At 41.9% G+C, this 15,488-nt stretch carries 12 protein-coding genes; 9 read left to right on the plus strand and 3 right to left on the minus strand.

The genetic code is table 11. The annotated features are described in order from the left end of the window. Positions 1 to 205: 205 nt before the first annotated feature. The gene (locus tag P5Y91_RS04325; protein WP_003013089.1) at positions 206 to 1,552 is read right to left on the minus strand and encodes an Nramp family divalent metal transporter; all 1,347 of its coding nucleotides are present in this window, start codon (positions 1,550 to 1,552) and stop codon (positions 206 to 208) included. A 168-nt stretch (positions 1,553 to 1,720) separates the two neighbouring features. Here P5Y91_RS04325 and P5Y91_RS04330 point away from each other — a divergent pair, with 168 nt between their 5' ends. The 4 genes from P5Y91_RS04330 to P5Y91_RS04345 all read left to right on the plus strand — a co-directional run bounded on the left by P5Y91_RS04330 (position 1,721) and on the right by P5Y91_RS04345 (position 6,739). Next, on the plus strand, positions 1,721 to 2,422 hold the full coding sequence (locus P5Y91_RS04330) for an ABC transporter ATP-binding protein (RefSeq protein ID WP_277839038.1): 702 nt from the start codon (positions 1,721 to 1,723) through the stop codon (positions 2,420 to 2,422). Positions 2,423 to 2,435: 13 nt separating this feature from the next. Continuing rightward, a complete protein-coding gene (locus P5Y91_RS04335) occupies positions 2,436 to 5,159 on the plus strand; it encodes an FtsX-like permease family protein (protein ID WP_277839039.1) in 2,724 nt (907 codons plus the stop codon). 176 nt (positions 5,160 to 5,335) lie between these two features. Further along, positions 5,336 to 6,178 (plus strand): metallophosphoesterase family protein, encoded by an 843-nt coding sequence (locus P5Y91_RS04340; protein ID WP_129824040.1) that lies wholly within the window; start codon positions 5,336 to 5,338, stop codon positions 6,176 to 6,178. A gap of 111 nt (positions 6,179 to 6,289) precedes the next feature. Continuing rightward, positions 6,290 to 6,739, plus strand: a complete 450-nt coding sequence (locus P5Y91_RS04345; protein ID WP_150906398.1) for an Rrf2 family transcriptional regulator — start codon at positions 6,290 to 6,292, stop codon at positions 6,737 to 6,739. A 240-nt stretch (positions 6,740 to 6,979) separates the two neighbouring features. Here the strand turns inward: P5Y91_RS04345 and P5Y91_RS04350 are convergent, their stop codons facing one another. After that, the gene (locus tag P5Y91_RS04350) at positions 6,980 to 8,062 is read right to left on the minus strand and encodes a M24 family metallopeptidase (RefSeq protein WP_021153620.1); all 1,083 of its coding nucleotides are present in this window, start codon (positions 8,060 to 8,062) and stop codon (positions 6,980 to 6,982) included. Positions 8,063 to 8,222: 160 nt separating this feature from the next. Between P5Y91_RS04350 and ccpA the strand changes: the two genes are divergently transcribed. Next, entirely contained in the window at positions 8,223 to 9,227 is a 1,005-nt protein-coding gene (ccpA, locus tag P5Y91_RS04355; RefSeq protein ID WP_003005429.1) for a catabolite control protein A, read from the plus strand. Between the two features lie 161 nt (positions 9,228 to 9,388). On the opposite strand, the gene P5Y91_RS04360 is transcribed toward ccpA, so the two are convergent. Continuing rightward, positions 9,389 to 9,979 (minus strand): TetR/AcrR family transcriptional regulator, encoded by a 591-nt coding sequence (locus P5Y91_RS04360; RefSeq protein WP_024055141.1) that lies wholly within the window; start codon positions 9,977 to 9,979, stop codon positions 9,389 to 9,391. A gap of 156 nt (positions 9,980 to 10,135) precedes the next feature. Here P5Y91_RS04360 and P5Y91_RS04365 point away from each other — a divergent pair, with 156 nt between their 5' ends. From P5Y91_RS04365 to thrS, 4 genes are all read left to right on the plus strand, one after another. Continuing rightward, positions 10,136 to 10,723 carry a class I SAM-dependent methyltransferase gene (locus tag P5Y91_RS04365; RefSeq protein ID WP_021153618.1) on the plus strand — a complete coding sequence of 196 codons (588 nt, stop codon included), beginning with the start codon at positions 10,136 to 10,138 and terminating at the stop codon, positions 10,721 to 10,723. 102 nt (positions 10,724 to 10,825) lie between these two features. Further along, complete coding sequence (locus tag P5Y91_RS04370) at positions 10,826 to 11,824, plus strand: LTA glycolipid anchor biosynthesis glycosyltransferase, IagA/BgsA family (RefSeq protein ID WP_003008161.1); 999 nt, start codon at positions 10,826 to 10,828, stop codon at positions 11,822 to 11,824. Position 11,825: 1 nt separating this feature from the next. After that, a complete protein-coding gene (locus P5Y91_RS04375) occupies positions 11,826 to 13,148 on the plus strand; it encodes a glycosyltransferase family 4 protein (protein WP_021153617.1) in 1,323 nt (440 codons plus the stop codon). A gap of 353 nt (positions 13,149 to 13,501) precedes the next feature. Beyond that, positions 13,502 to 15,445, plus strand: a complete 1,944-nt coding sequence (thrS, locus tag P5Y91_RS04380; RefSeq protein WP_277839041.1) for a threonine--tRNA ligase — start codon at positions 13,502 to 13,504, stop codon at positions 15,443 to 15,445. Positions 15,446 to 15,488 lie beyond the last annotated feature (43 nt).

Below are 15,488 nucleotides of genomic sequence, written 5' to 3' on the forward strand. Positions count from 1 at the left end.
TGGAAAAGGGAGTGTAATAAATAAAAAGAGGCTGGGACAAAAGTCCTAGTCTCTCAATTATTTTTGGATTGTCGAGCAAGACGCAGTGGTTGAGTGGGCTCTACTACGCTGATTTCATCAGCTTTTACAGCCCTACTCAACTGTGCGGAGGTGGGACGACGAAATCGAATTCTAACGAATTACCGATTTCTGTCCCACTCTCTCTTTATTTGATAAAAGTTGTCACGATCAAATTGAAATTTAAGATGGTTAAGACAATCGCAACGAGATAGCCTAAGAAAGTGTTCCACTTCGCATTGACATGCTCTCCCATGATTTCCTTGTTGGAGGTGAAATAAACCAGAGGGAAGATGGAGAATGGAAGAGCCGCTGATAGGAAGACTTGAGAATAAACCAGAAGGTCATCAAGGACATGTTCCTGATCTCCAAATAAGATCGCAACGATGATGACAGGAAGAAGGGCAATGATCCGAGTCATGAGACGAACGACCCATTGTGGTAAGCGGAATCTCAAGAAACCTTCCATAACGATTTGACCGGTTAGGGTCCCAGTAATGGTTGAATTTTGACCACTGGCTAACAAAGCGATGGCAAAGAGGGTGGATAAGAAGGGACTAGCGATAGCACCGGCAATATGGTTATCCTTGAGGGCGTTGTACATGCTAGAGAAAGCACCGATCTTATCTCCGTGACCAAAGAAGAGGGCCGCTCCAAGAATCAAGAGGAGGGAGTTGACGACAAAGGCCAAGCTCAATTCAATATTTGAATCCCAGGTCATAAAGCGCACTGCCCGTTTGATATCTGCTGGATCCTTGTAATCGACTTTTCGCGTTTGCGAAATGGAAGAGTGGAGATAGAGGTTGTGGGGCATTACGGTTGCACCGATGATCCCAAGCGCCAAGGTTAAGGCTTCATTTCCTTTTGGAAGCCCAATTCCTAGCACCTCTTTTTGAGGCAGGAAGCCAGCGAAGATTCCTCCGATATCAGGTTTCGATAGGAAAACCAGATAGCCAAAAATTGCAAGGATCGTGAGGATCAAGGTTGATACGATGGCCTCGATCTTTCGAAATCCTAGATGCATGAGCCCCAGTAATAGGAAGACATCAAAGATGGTGATCAGGATAGAAAAGAGCAAGGGCCAGCCAAAAAGAAGGTGGAGGGCAATCCCTGATCCGATGACTTCCGCTAAATCTGTCGCCATCAAGGCAAGCTCAATCACAATCCAAAGGGTATAGCGAAGCCATTTTGGTAAATGATGGGCGGTTGTTTGGGCCAGATCCTTACGATGGACAATCCCTAGTTTACCAGCCATTTGTTGCAACTGCATGGCGATTAAAGACGAGAGAAGAACCACTGATAAGAGGAGGTAGCGGTATTGGGCCCCTCCAACGACACTAGTAATCCAGTTTCCCGGATCCATATAGCCGACAGCTACTAGACTTCCTGGCCCTGAAAAGAGCAGGAGAGTCTTCCAAAAAGGGATCCCTTTTGGCACGTCAATAGATTGGTTGATTTCTTGAAGTGATTTCCTTTCAAACTGTTGTAAACTCACAATGAGCCTTCTTTCTAAGAATAAATCAAATTTGTCTCTAATTATAGCATAAAATTTATAATAGTTCATGATAATTTAGGATAACCTTGTTTTCTACTACCTCGATTTCTTTGTAATCTATCAGAAAAGGACTATAATATAGATAGGAAGTAGGAGGGAGGAGAGGAAATGGCCTTCATCGAAATGCAGCATTGTTACAAGCGCTATACGAGTGGAGAGACAGAGATTTTCGCTAACCAGGATGTTTCCTTTGAGATTGAAAAAGGCGAGCTGGTCATTATTTTAGGGGCGTCAGGAGCTGGAAAATCAACGGTTCTCAATATCTTAGGAGGGATGGACACCAATGACGAGGGGCAGGTTCTGATTGATGGGGTGGATATTGCAAAGCTCAATGCCCATCAACGAACCAATTATCGACGAGATGATGTTGGTTTTGTCTTTCAATTTTATAATTTGGTCCCTAATTTGACAGCTAAGGAGAATGTTGAGTTGGCTTCAGAAATTGTTTCTGATGCTCTAGATCCGGAAGCTGTTTTAAAAGAAGTAGGACTTGGCAATCGTCTTGATAATTTTCCTGCCCAATTGTCAGGGGGAGAGCAACAACGGGTGGCGATCGCTCGGGCAGTGGCTAAAAACCCTAAAATTCTCCTTTGTGATGAGCCGACGGGAGCCTTGGATTACCAGACGGGTAAGCAAGTATTGGGGATTTTACAGGATATGTCTCGAAAAAAGGGAGCGACGGTCATCATCGTAACCCATAATGGTGCCCTAGCTCCGATTGCAGACCGTGTGATTCGCATGCATGATGCCAAGGTCAAGTCGGTAGAAATCAATGAGCTTCCTCAAGATATTGCTACGCTAGAATATTAGAAGAGGTGGTAGCATGAAACGAAAAGTCTATTGGAAGGATCTATTTGCTTCCTTTACACATTCAAAAGGACGTTTTCTCTCCATCTTAACCTTGATGTTATTGGGAAGCTTGGCCTTGGTTGGCTTAAAGGTGACTACTCCAAATATGCACCGAACGGCTAACCAGTTTATTCAGCAACAAAAAATGCTAGATCTTGCTGTCATGGGGGACTTGGGATTAGACCAGGCAGACCAAGAGGAACTTTTAGGAGTCAAAGGAGCGCGTGTCGAATTTGGTTCCCTGCTGGATTTGACAGTGAAAGGAACAGGAAAGGCAATTCGACTCTTTTCTGCCCCAAAAAGTCTTTCTTCTTTTCGTGTGACCAAGGGGCGCCTGCCCCAAAAAGAAGGGGAACTGGCCCTAGCAAGTTTTTGGGAGGATCGCTATCAGATAGGGGATACCCTCACACTTGAAGAAAAGGCTGGAACGCGCTCTAGTTTAAAGCGAAAGCAATTCACCATTGTTGGTTTTGTTCAATCCTCTGAGATGTGGTCTCAAAAGAATTTAGGCACTGCCATGAGTGGTAGTGGAAATCTAGATGCCTATGCACTAGTTTCAAAAGAGGTCTTTACGACTAAACTTCCCGCGATGGCGCGGATCCAGTTTGATGATCTGAAGTCTTTAGATTCTTTTTCGCAAGTCTACCAAAAAGGGCTCAAAGCTCATCAAGAAGAGTTAGAAAAACTTCTGAAAGACAATGGAAAGGCCCGCTATCAAAGACTCAAGCAGGAGGCGGATGGGCAGATTCAAAAAGGCCAGAAAGAACTCAGTCGTGCCGAGGAAACACTCCAGTCAGCTAAAAATCAGATCGATCAGGCTCAAAAACAATTAGACTTGCAGGAGGCCCAGTTCAAGAAATTAGCTCCATTTCTGCCAGCTAAAGAGCAAGTAGCCAGTCAAGAAAAGCTCCATCAAGCCCAAGAACAAATTGATCAGAAAAAGAAGGACTGGACTGCAGGTGAAACGGAGCTCGCAAAAAAAGAGGAGGAGCTGAAAAAAGCGCAAAGGGAGCGAGATCAGCTGGAAATTCCAACTTATCATGTCTATGACCGCAAGACCATGCCAGGTGGACAAGGTTACTTGATGTATAGCAATGCTAGTAGTAGTATTTCCGCTGTCGGAAATATTTTTCCGGTTGTTCTTTATCTAGTAGCCGCCATGGTGACCTTTACCACGATGACCCGCTTTGTCGATGAAGAGCGAACCAATGCAGGGATATTTAAGGCGCTGGGCTATCGTACCAGGGACATCATTCTCAAATTTGTCCTCTATGGATTCTTTGCAGGGACGATCGGTACCCTTCTAGGAACCTTGCTGGGCCATTATTTCCTATCGGGGATCATTTCCAACATTATCACGCAAGGGATGGTGATTGGAGAGAGCAGAGAGTATTTTTATGGGGATATGACTCTGATTGCGCTCGGACTGTCTTTCGTTGCGAGTGTGCTTCCGGCTTACTGGGTTTCGCGTAAGGAATTAAAAGAAGAAGCCAATCTTTTATTACTGCCCAAACCACCGGTATCTGGTTCGAAGATTTTCCTGGAGTGTCTCCATTTTATTTGGAAACGTCTGAGTTTCACCCACAAGGTCACTGCTCGTAATCTCTTTCGTTACAAACAACGGATGCTGATGACCATATTTGGAGTGGCAGGTTCTGTTGCTCTTCTCTTCGCAGGGCTAGGGATTCAATCTTCTGTAGGAGGGGTTCCCAAACGCCAATTTCAAGAGATCTTATCATATGAGTTGATTGTAGCCAAAAAAACGAATGCATCAAGCCAAGAAAGCAAGGAACTAACCAATCGTCTGGAAAAATCAGATATCAAAGATTATCGACCGATCTATAGTAAGGTCATCGAAGCATCTTTAAAGGGTGGACGCGACAAGCAGACCATTACGATGATGGTTACAAATCGTGCAGATTTTTCTCCCTTTGTCAGCTTGCGTTCTCTCAAGCAAGGAGAGCCCTTGTCTCTCAAGAAAGGGGTTATCATCAGTAGTAAACTAGCACAACTAGCCCGGGTTACAGTCGGTGATCGACTGACCTTAGATGGCCATACTTTTACGGTAGCAGGAATCACTGAAAATTATGTAGGCCATTTTGTCTATATGGATCAGGCAAGTTACCAAAAAATCTACGGAAAGCGGACTTCAGCAAATAGCTATTTGCTGCAGTTGAAAAATCCTTCTACACGACAAGTGCAGGCTGTTAGTCGGGATATGATGAATCTTGCAGCTGTGAAGGCGGTTCGTCAGAACGCTTCGATGATTTCCCTCTTTAACTCAGTTGCCAAATCTTTGGACACCACTATGATGATTCTAGTAGTCGTATCGATCTTGCTAGCTATCGTGATCTTGTATAATTTAACCAATATCAATGTGGCAGAGCGGATCCGTGAATTATCGACCATTAAGGTCTTAGGATTCCATAATAAGGAAGTGACGCTCTATATTTACCGCGAAACCATCTTATTGTCTATCATAGGGATCCTCATGGGATTAGTGGGTGGTTATTATCTTCATCAATTCCTCATTGCAATGATTGCACCAGATGCCATTCTCTTTTACCCTAAAGTGGGACTTAGCGTTTTTCTCTTTCCTGTCGGAGGAATGCTCCTTCTCTTGCTCCTGTTAGGAATTTATGTTGACCATTATCTCCGAAAAGTAGACATGCTCGAAGCTCTCAAATCAGTAGACTAAGATACAAAGAGTTGGAGGCGTGTTCGTTTATAAGATACAAAGCCCGTGGCTGATATCGTCCAATAAAGATCTCTATCCTTATTTTTCATTTCTGGTAGCATGGAATGTTCATAAAACTTTCACCTTTGGGTGGAAGTTTTTCTTCTCTTTGTTATAATGGAGAGAAGGAGAAGATCATGACTAAAATTGCTTTACTTTCAGATATTCATGGAAATACGACAGCATTGGAAGCTGTCCTAGAGGATAGTCGAAAAGCCAAGGTGGATGAATATTGGCTCTTGGGAGATAGTTTGATGCCGGGGACAGGGAGACGGGCCCTCTTGGAGCTGTTAGAGGAGTTACCGATTACGGTCAAAGTCCTTGGAAACTGGGAAGATAGTCTTTGGCGGGCTATGAGGGGGATGTTGGATGAGACCAGACCCAGTCATCGCTACCTCATGCGCCAGTGTCAATATATTCTTGAAGAAATCACGCCCCAGGAAATTGAAGACATGCAGAAAATGCCCATGCAAGTCCATAGAGAAATCGCAGGTTTAAAGATCGGCATTACCCACCACTTACCTGATAAGAATTGGGGTCGCGAATTGATCCACATTGGTGAGCAGAAGGATTTTGACCGCTTGGTGACAAATCCGTCTTGTGATATTGCAGTCTACGGACACATTCACCAGCAGTTTTTCCGCTATGGTACAGGAGGAGAACTGATTATCAATCCTGGCTCGATCGGTCAGCCTTTCTTTCTGGAAAAGAATCTTCGCAAGGACCTTCGGGCCATGTATGCTATTCTTGAATTTGATCAAATGGGGTTAAAAGATGTAGATTTTAGACGGGTGGACTATGATGTCCAAAAAGAACTGCAACTGGCAAAAGACCTCCATCTTCCTTATTACCAAGTGTATTATGAAAGTTTGGTCAATGGCATTCATCATACCCACAATCATGAGCTCCTTCATGAAATTGAGCAGAGAGAAGGTCATGATCGAGAAATCGATGCTTGGCTAGAGGACTTCTTCCAATAGTGTAACTGTTGACATTACAACTGAAAAGAGTATAATAGGAATAACGAAAGTCGTCCCTTGACGGTTGTTCAATAGACTCTACCTTCAAAACGGGTAGAAAGGAGTGAAGTTATGCAAATTTCGAGTCGCTTTACCATTGGGACTCATGTCTTGATCATGATTGCTCTACAAGGAGAAAAAACAAAAGTAACCAGTGATTTTTTGGCAGGAAGTGTCGGCGTGAACCCTGTTATTATTCGAAAGACCTTGTCTCAGTTGAAGAAAGCAGGATTGATCCATGTAGCGCGTGGGACAGGCGGAGCTGAGCTCGCAAAAGCATCCGATGAGATCAGCCTGCTGGATATCTATCAAGCGGTAGAATGCTTAGGTTCGACAGGTCAATTATTTGGTTTTCATGACAATCCAAATCCAGCCTGCCCAATTGGCCACAATATCCACAATGTTTTAGATGGGAAGCTTGAGGACATTCAGACTGCTATGGAAAAAGAAATGTCCCAAACCACTTTAAAAGACGTCGTAGAAGATACGCAGAAAAGAATGAAACTCGAATCGGTTTCATAAGAAAAAAGAGAGTGGGACAGAAATCGGTAATTCGTTAGAATTCGATTTCGTCGTCCCACCTCCGCACAGTTGAGTAGGGCTGTAAAAGCTGATGAAATTAGCGTAGTAGAGCCCACTCAACCACTGCGTCTTGCTCGACAATCCAAAGATAATTAAGAGGCTAGGACTTTTGTCCCAGCCTCATTTTTTATAGTTATTAACGAAACAAGATGTTTGTTATATATTGAAACGACTAAAGGATTAGTCAAAGTAAAGTAAGTCTTTGCTGGTTTCAGTGAAGAGTCCAAATCCGTCTTTTGTGACGTACCCACAATCTTCGATACGGACACCGACTTTACCTGGAATATAGATTCCTGGTTCGACTGAGAAGCACATGCCTTCTTCAAGTACCATGTCATTTCCTTCCATAATAGAAGGGAATTCATGCACGTCCATTCCGATCCCGTGTCCGAGGCGGTGGTTGAAGTACTCACCATAACCAGCTTTTTCAATGACGCTTCGAGCAGCTCGGTCTACGTCATGTGCTGTTACACCAGGTTTGATCATGTTAATGGCTGCTTGTTGAGCTTCTAACGTCAAGTGGTAGATTTCTTTTTTGAAATCATCAGGTTTTCCAACAGCAACAGTACGAGTCATATCAGACGCATAACCATTCACCATACAGCCAAGGTCAAAGAGCAAGAGGGCATCATTTTCGACTTTGTTGCTTCCAGGAATTCCGTGTGGGTTAGCTGCATTATTTCCAGTCAAAACCATGGTTTCAAAGCTCATTTCATAACCCAAGCGTTTGATACCAAAGTCGATTTCTGCTACGATATCAGTTTCTGTTTTATCCAGTGAGATGGCGTCGAATCCCATATTGACAGCCTTATCTGCATATTGACCAGCCACCAACATTTTTTGGATCTCATCAGCAGATTTGATCAAGCGCATCCGGTTAATCCGTGGTGTCAAGTTAGTGAATTCCGCTTTTTCAAAGACAGTACGCAAGCCATTGTATTTGGTAAGGATCAAGTTATCATATTCAAGTGCAACGGTTTTGGCATCGGGTTTTGCGATAGCCCCTTTAATCTTTTCCCAAGGGTTTTCAGAATCTACATAGCCAACCACTTGGAAATCAACAACTGCAGTCGCCCGTTCCACTTCAAGTGCAGGAACGAAGAGAAGGGGTTCGTGGTCTGTATAGACGAACAAGAAGAGTTGGCGTTCGTGGGGATCACTGTAAAATCCAGTCAGGTAATTGATGGTGACAGGATCGGATACAACAGCGACATCTGTTTTTTCAGTTTCAAGAAAATCGACGATTTGATCTAATTTAGACATAATGCTACCTTCTTTCTATGGATCTATTTTGTCAAATTTTCCCCAAAAAAGCAAGAGTTTACAAAATTTTACCAAAATGCTTGAAAGTGTTTACAATAAGTGATAAAATAGGATTAATTAGAGAGTGAAAACGAAATTTTCAACAATGAAAGGAAATCTTATGAATACAGACGATACAGTTACAATTTATGATGTCGCCCGTGAAGCAGGGGTTTCAATGGCAACCGTTAGTCGTGTAGTAAATGGAAATAAAAACGTTAAAGAAAATACACGTAAAAAAGTTTTAGAAGTGATCGAACGCTTGGATTACCGTCCAAATGCTGTTGCGCGTGGTCTTGCTAGCAAGAAAACCACAACAGTCGGTGTTGTGATTCCAAACATCACGAATAGCTATTTCTCTACATTGGCTAAGGGGATCGATGACATTGCTGAAATGTACAAGTACAATATTGTTCTTGCAAATAGCGATGAAGACGATGACAAAGAAGTTTCAGTGGTAAATAACCTTTTTTCAAAACAAGTGGATGGGATCATTTTCATGGGCTATCATTTGACAGAAAAGATTCGCTCAGAATTTTCACGCTCTCGTACGCCAGTTGTTCTTGCTGGTACAGTGGATGTTGAACACCAATTACCAAGTGTCAATATCGACTACAAGCAAGCGACTGTGGATGCTGTTACACAGTTGGCAAAACACAACAAGAAAATTGCTTTTGTAAGTGGCCCATTGGTGGATGATATCAATGGAAAAATTCGTTTGACAGGCTACAAAGAAGCTTTGAAAGCGAAAAAATTGAGCTACAGCGAAGGACTTGTGTTTGAATCCAAGTACCGTTACGATGAAGGTTATAACTTGGCAGAACGCATCATTGCGTCAAAAGCAACAGCTGCCTTTGTAACAGGGGATGAATTGGCTGCAGGTCTCTTGAACGGCTTGTCTGATAAGGGGATCAAAGTACCAGAAGACTTTGAAATCATTACTAGTGATGATTCACAAGTAACTCGTTACACGCGTCCAAATCTATCAACGATTGGCCAACCCTTGTATGACCTTGGTGCGATTAGTATGCGTATGTTGACCAAGATCATGCACAAAGAAGAGTTGGAAGAACGCGAAGTACTGTTGTCTCATACGATCAACCAACGTGGAACGACCAAAAAATAAGGATTAGTAGACTAGAGTCTCGACTTGGGAAGACGTGTCTACTAGTCTGAGAGGCTAGAACAGAACTGTTCTAGCTTCTTTTTATATGTGTCATTAATCATAAGTAATGATGAAGTGAAATTGAATGAGTGTTGGTTCAAATATTGATGTGTAAGTTACAATTAAATCGTTCTAGAGTTTGTTAAAATACCATACAACAAAATATGATGAATTTGTTTTGTTTCGTCTTCTATGTTTTTATTTGGAGATAGATGATTTCCTGTGCTATTGAGAGCACTCATGACGTTTAATATAACCTCTGTTGACAAATCTTTAGCAATTATATTTTCATTTTTACCTAGCTCAATATATGCACGATATATTTCACGCTTTTTCTCATCTATCGCTTTTGTCATAAGTTTCGTAAAAGTAGGATCCTCTAACGTTTTTTCTTGAAAGTAGTTAGAAATCTGTTGGCTTATTTTTTTCTGACATAAAGCTAAGGCTTGATTTAATTTTGATTTATAATCTATATTACTGAGTAGAATGTTTTCAGCTTCTTGTATGATGTCTTTAAACAATTCATTAATACATAAAGCTACTAAATTATCTTTCTTATCAAAGTAATTGTAGATTGACACAGGAGAAACTTCTGCGACTTTTGCAATTGATTGTATACTTGTTTCTTTAAACCCTTTTTCTTTAAATAAAGAAAGAGCAGACTGAATAATAGCTTGCTTCTTTTTTTCTGTTGTTTTTTGATATTGATTCATTTGAACACTCCATTTGATATCAATTATAGCACAACTTTGAAATTTATCTCAGATTATTTCATTAATTCTTGACGATATCTGATATTTACAATACAATTAAGTTTGAAATATAATTAATGATATTTCAAACTTATAATAATTGAGGGAAGATATTTAATGTTAACTGAATTTCTTATTAAGCAGTCTCAAAAACCTAGTGGTCTTATTGGTAGAGTCATCACAAAAATATGGTCATTCTATTTTAAAAAACTTAGTCTTTGGGCGATTAAACAGACTACTATTTCAGATAATTATAGAATTTTAGAAATTGGTTACGGTGGCGGGAGTACTATCAAGAACCTTCTTGCTTTAAATAAAAATCTTGAGATTCATGGTATTGATATTTCTAAGGAATCATATAGAACTGCCCAACGTGTTCATTCAGATTCCATAAGAAAAGGTAGTGTCCAACTTAAGATTGGAAATGTGGAGAATATGCCTTATCAAAATAACTATTTTGATAGAATATTTGCTATTCAGACCCATATTTTTTGGAAGGATATAAAAAAGAGTTTTCAAGAAGTTTATAGAGTCATGTCCAGCAATTCTACTTTGATAATTGCTTCTGAAAAAGAAAAAATACATTATCATATGACAGATTATCGTACAAGTCATGAATTTAGTCAGTTACTAACAAGTATTGGTTTTTCAAAAATTGAGGAAAAACAGAATCGCAATTGGATTTTGTATACCGTATATAAATAAAATAGAATTTTAAATTTCGAACAGAACTGTTCTAGCCTCTTTTTTATACTGCAAACAGGTAGAGACTTGCTGGGCACTCTTTATTTCGGTATAATAGAAAGTATGAAAGTTTTACTGTATTTAGAAGGAAAATCCGTATTACAAAAATCAGGAATTGGTCGAGCCTTGCAGCATCAAATGCATGCGCTGGATTTGGCTGGGATTCCGTATACGACAGATATTTTAGGAGATTATGATGTGGTGCATATCAATACCTATGGCCCACGGAGTTTCCTTTTGCTCCATGCAGCAAAGCGTCGTGGAAAGAAAGTCATCATGCATGGCCATTCAACCCGTGAGGATTTTGAAAATTCCTTTATCGGGTCTAACTTTTTTGCGCCCTTGTTTGGGAAGTATTTGGCTCACATGTACCAAAAGGCAGACTATGTGATCACGCCATCTGAGTATTCCAAACACCTGATTCAGTCTTATGGGGTGACCACACCGATTATCGCGGTTTCCAATGGAATTGATTTGGAAAAATACAAGAAGGATCCGAAAAAAGAAGAAGTCTTTCGCAAGCATTTTAATATCCAAGAAGGCCAAAAGGTTGTCATCTGTGCAGGGCTTTATTTTAAACGCAAAGGGATTGAAGATTTCGTAGAAGTGGCTCGTCGCATGCCGGATGTGCGCTTTATCTGGCTAGGTTCTATCAACAAATGGATCATTCCGCGTAAGATTCGTCGTATCGTGGAAAAGGATCATCCAAGTAATGTGGAATTCCCTGGCTACTTCAAGGGAGCGGTCTTCCAAGGGGCCATGACGGGTTCAGATGCTTTCTTCTTCCCATCTTATGAAGAAACAGAAGGAATCGTTGTTTTGGAAGCCTTGGCCAGTCATCAGCACACGGTCTTGCGGGATATTCCAGTATACAATGGCTGGATCGACGAGACGTCTTCTGAATTGTGCCATAATGTAGACGAATTTGTGGATTCCTTGAACAAGGTCTTGAACGGACAAGTAGACAAGCGGGAGGCGGGCTACAAGGTCGCTGAAAGTCGTTCGATCGACTTAGTGGCTTATCAATTGGTCGAAGCCTATCAAACAGTTTTGGAGATGTAAGATGCGTGTAGGGTTATTTACAGATACCTATTTCCCGCAAGTTTCGGGAGTGGCGACCAGTATTCGGACGCTCAAAACAGAATTAGAAAAATTGGGTCACACGGTCTTTATCTTTACGACAACGGATAAAGATGTCAACCGCTATGAAGATTGGCAGATCATTCGGATTCCAAGTGTGCCTTTCTTCGCCTTTAAGGACCGCCGCGTTGCATATCGTGGCTTCTCAAAGGCGCTTGCCATTGCCAAGCAATACCAGCTGGATATTATCCATACCCAGACTGAGTTTTCACTGGGCCTTTTGGGAGTGTGGATTGGACGCGAGTTGCGGATTCCAGTCATTCATACCTACCATACCCAGTATGAGGACTATGTCCGCTATATTGCAAGAGGCATGGTCATTCGCCCAAGTATGGTCAAATACATTGTGAGAAGTTATATGAATGATCTGGACGGCGTGATCTGTCCTAGTGAGATCGTCTATGACTTGCTCCAAAAGTACAAGGTCAAGGCAGAAAAACGCATTATTCCGACAGGGATTGATTTGGCCAAGTTTGACCGACCAGAAATCACTCCGACAGAGACAGCAGCCCTTCGTGAAAAATATGAAGTCGCAGAAGATGAAACGCTTTTACTGAGTCTGTCGCGGGTTTCTTATGAAAAGAATATTCAGGCTGTTATTGCGGCTCTTCCTGATGTCCTCAAGGTCAATCCAAAAGTTAAGTTGATCGTGGCTGGAGATGGTCCTTATTTGGATGATTTGAAAAAACAAGCGGCGAAACTGGGGATTTCAGATGCGGTTGTCTTTACAGGGATGATCCCACCAAATGAGACAGCTCTTTACTATAAGGCGGCTGACTTCTTTATTTCAGCTTCAACGAGTGAGACGCAAGGGTTGACTTATTTAGAGAGTATTGCGAGTGGTACCCCGATCATCGCTCATGGCAATCCTTATCTCGATCATGTGATTGATGACCCTATGTTTGGAAAGCTCTTTTATGAAGAGAGTGATCTGGCACAAGCGATTCTTGAAGCGATTGAGGAGATGCCTCCAATCGATGAGACCAAGTGGGCAGAAAAGATTGATGATATTTCTGCAGCAACCTTTGGCCGTCGGGTCTACGAATTTTACTTGGATAAAATCATCTCTAAAGACTTTTCAAATGATTTGAATCCTGAGCAAAGTCGGGTTAAGCGGATGTCTAAGACCATTGTGAAAATCCCGACCAAGGTGATTGCTCTTCCGGTCAATGGATCTGTGAAGATGATGAAGGCTTCGGTCAAACAAGTGAAGAAAATCCGTAAAATCACGCATTTCTTTGATTGAAAATGAAACTTTTTCTTGCAAAATTTTTCAATCGTGCTATAATAACTGACAGAGACATATCAAATCTAGGAAATCTGATAGAGAGCGCGTGGGGCTGGAAATCGCGTAGAGGATAGGTTTGGGACTACTCGTGATTCTTTTATGCAAACATAAAACGGTGGCTACGTTAGAGCCAATCAGAGGTGTCCCTCTTTTTTGAGGAACATAAATGAAGGTGGAACCACGTTGCGACGTCCTTTCGAGGAGGTCGCTTTTTTGATTTCTTCATGAAGACATCAAAAGGAGTGACGATTCCAATGTTCAAAGACACCTCCCACCCATTTAGCTACTAAAAACTTTATAAGGAGAAAATCATGATTAAGATTACTTTCCCAGATGGCGCTGTTCGTGAATTCGAATCTGGCGTTACTACTTTTGAAATTGCCCAATCTATCAGCAATTCTTTGGCTAAAAAAGCTCTTGCTGGTAAATTCAACGGCAAATTGATTGACACAACTCGTGCCATCACCGAAGATGGAAGCATTGAAATCGTGACACCTGATCACGAAGACGCTCTTCCAATCTTGCGTCACTCAGCAGCTCACTTGTTTGCCCAAGCAGCTCGTCGCCTCTTCCCAGATATCCACTTGGGTGTTGGTCCAGCGATTGAAGATGGTTTCTACTACGATACAGACAACCAAGCTGGTCAAATCTCTAACGAAGACCTTCCTCGTATCGAAGAAGAAATGAAGAAAATCGTGAAAGAAAACTTCCCATCTGTTCGTGAAGAAGTGACCAAAGATGAAGCGCGTGAAATCTTCAAAAATGATCCGTACAAATTAGAATTGATCGAAGAACATTCAGAAGACGAAGGTGGGTTGACCATCTACCGTCAAGGTGAATACGTTGACCTTTGCCGTGGACCACACGTCCCATCAACTGGTCGCATCCAAATCTTCCACCTTCTGAACGTTGCTGGTGCTTACTGGCGTGGAAATAGCGACAATGCGATGATGCAACGGATCTACGGTACTGCTTGGTTCGACAAGAAAGACTTGAAGAACTACCTTCAAATGCGTGAAGAAGCTAAAGAGCGTGACCACCGTAAACTTGGGAAAGAGCTTGATTTGTTCATGATTTCTCAAGAAGTTGGTCAAGGGCTTCCCTTCTGGTTGCCAAATGGTGCGACCATCCGTCGTGAGTTGGAACGCTACATCGTAGACAAGGAAGTCGCTGCGGGCTACCAACACGTCTACACTCCACCAATTGCTTCTGTAGAACTTTATAAAACTTCAGGTCACTGGGATCACTACCGCGAAGACATGTTCCCACCAATGGATATGGGGGATGGAGAAGAGTTTGTTCTTCGTCCAATGAACTGCCCTCACCACATTGAAGTCTACAAACACCATGTGCATTCTTACCGTGAATTGCCAATCCGTATCGCTGAAATTGGGATGATGCACCGTTATGAAAAATCAGGTGCTTTGACTGGTCTTCAACGTGTCCGTGAAATGTCTCTGAATGATGGTCATACTTTTGTGGCTCCAGAACAAATCGAGGAAGAATTCAAGAAGATCCTTCAATTGATCATCGATGTGTATGAAGACTTTAACTTGACGGATTACCGTTTCCGCTTGTCTTATCGTGATCCTGAAGACAAACACAAATACTTTGACAACGATGAAATGTGGGAAAATGCGCAACGCATGTTGAAAGCAGCCGTTGATGATATGGGTGTTGAGTACTATGAAGCTGAAGGAGAAGCAGCCTTCTACGGACCAAAATTGGATATCCAAGTGAAAACAGCTCTTGGTAAAGAAGAAACTCTTTCAACTATCCAATTGGACTTCTTGCTTCCAGAACGCTTTGATCTTCATTACATCGGAGCAGACGGAGAAGAACACCGTCCAGTCATGATCCACCGTGGGGTTATCTCAACGATGGAACGCTTTACTGCGATCTTGATTGAAAACTACAAGGGAGCTTTCCCAACCTGGCTTGCTCCTCACCAAGTAACCCTTATCCCAGTATCGAACGAAAAACACGTGGACTATGCTTGGGAAGTGGCTAAGAAACTTCGTGACTGTGGTGTTCGTGCAGATGTGGATGAACGCAATGAAAAAATGCAGTTCAAGATCCGTGCTTCACAAACTCAAAAAATTCCTTACCAATTGATTGTTGGTGACAAGGAAATGGAAGACAAGGCTGTAAACGTACGTCGTTATGGTCAAAAAGAAACAGAAACCATGTCAGTGGATGCATTTGTAGAATTGATTCTTGCAGATATTGCAAATAAATCCCGTGTTGAGAAATAAACCATTTAACCTAGAACAAAATCTCAGCCACCTAAAAAGCAAC

It is taken from the genome of Streptococcus taoyuanensis, assembly GCF_029589235.1.
GTDB classification, from domain to species: Bacteria; Bacillota; Bacilli; order Lactobacillales; family Streptococcaceae; genus Streptococcus; species Streptococcus taoyuanensis.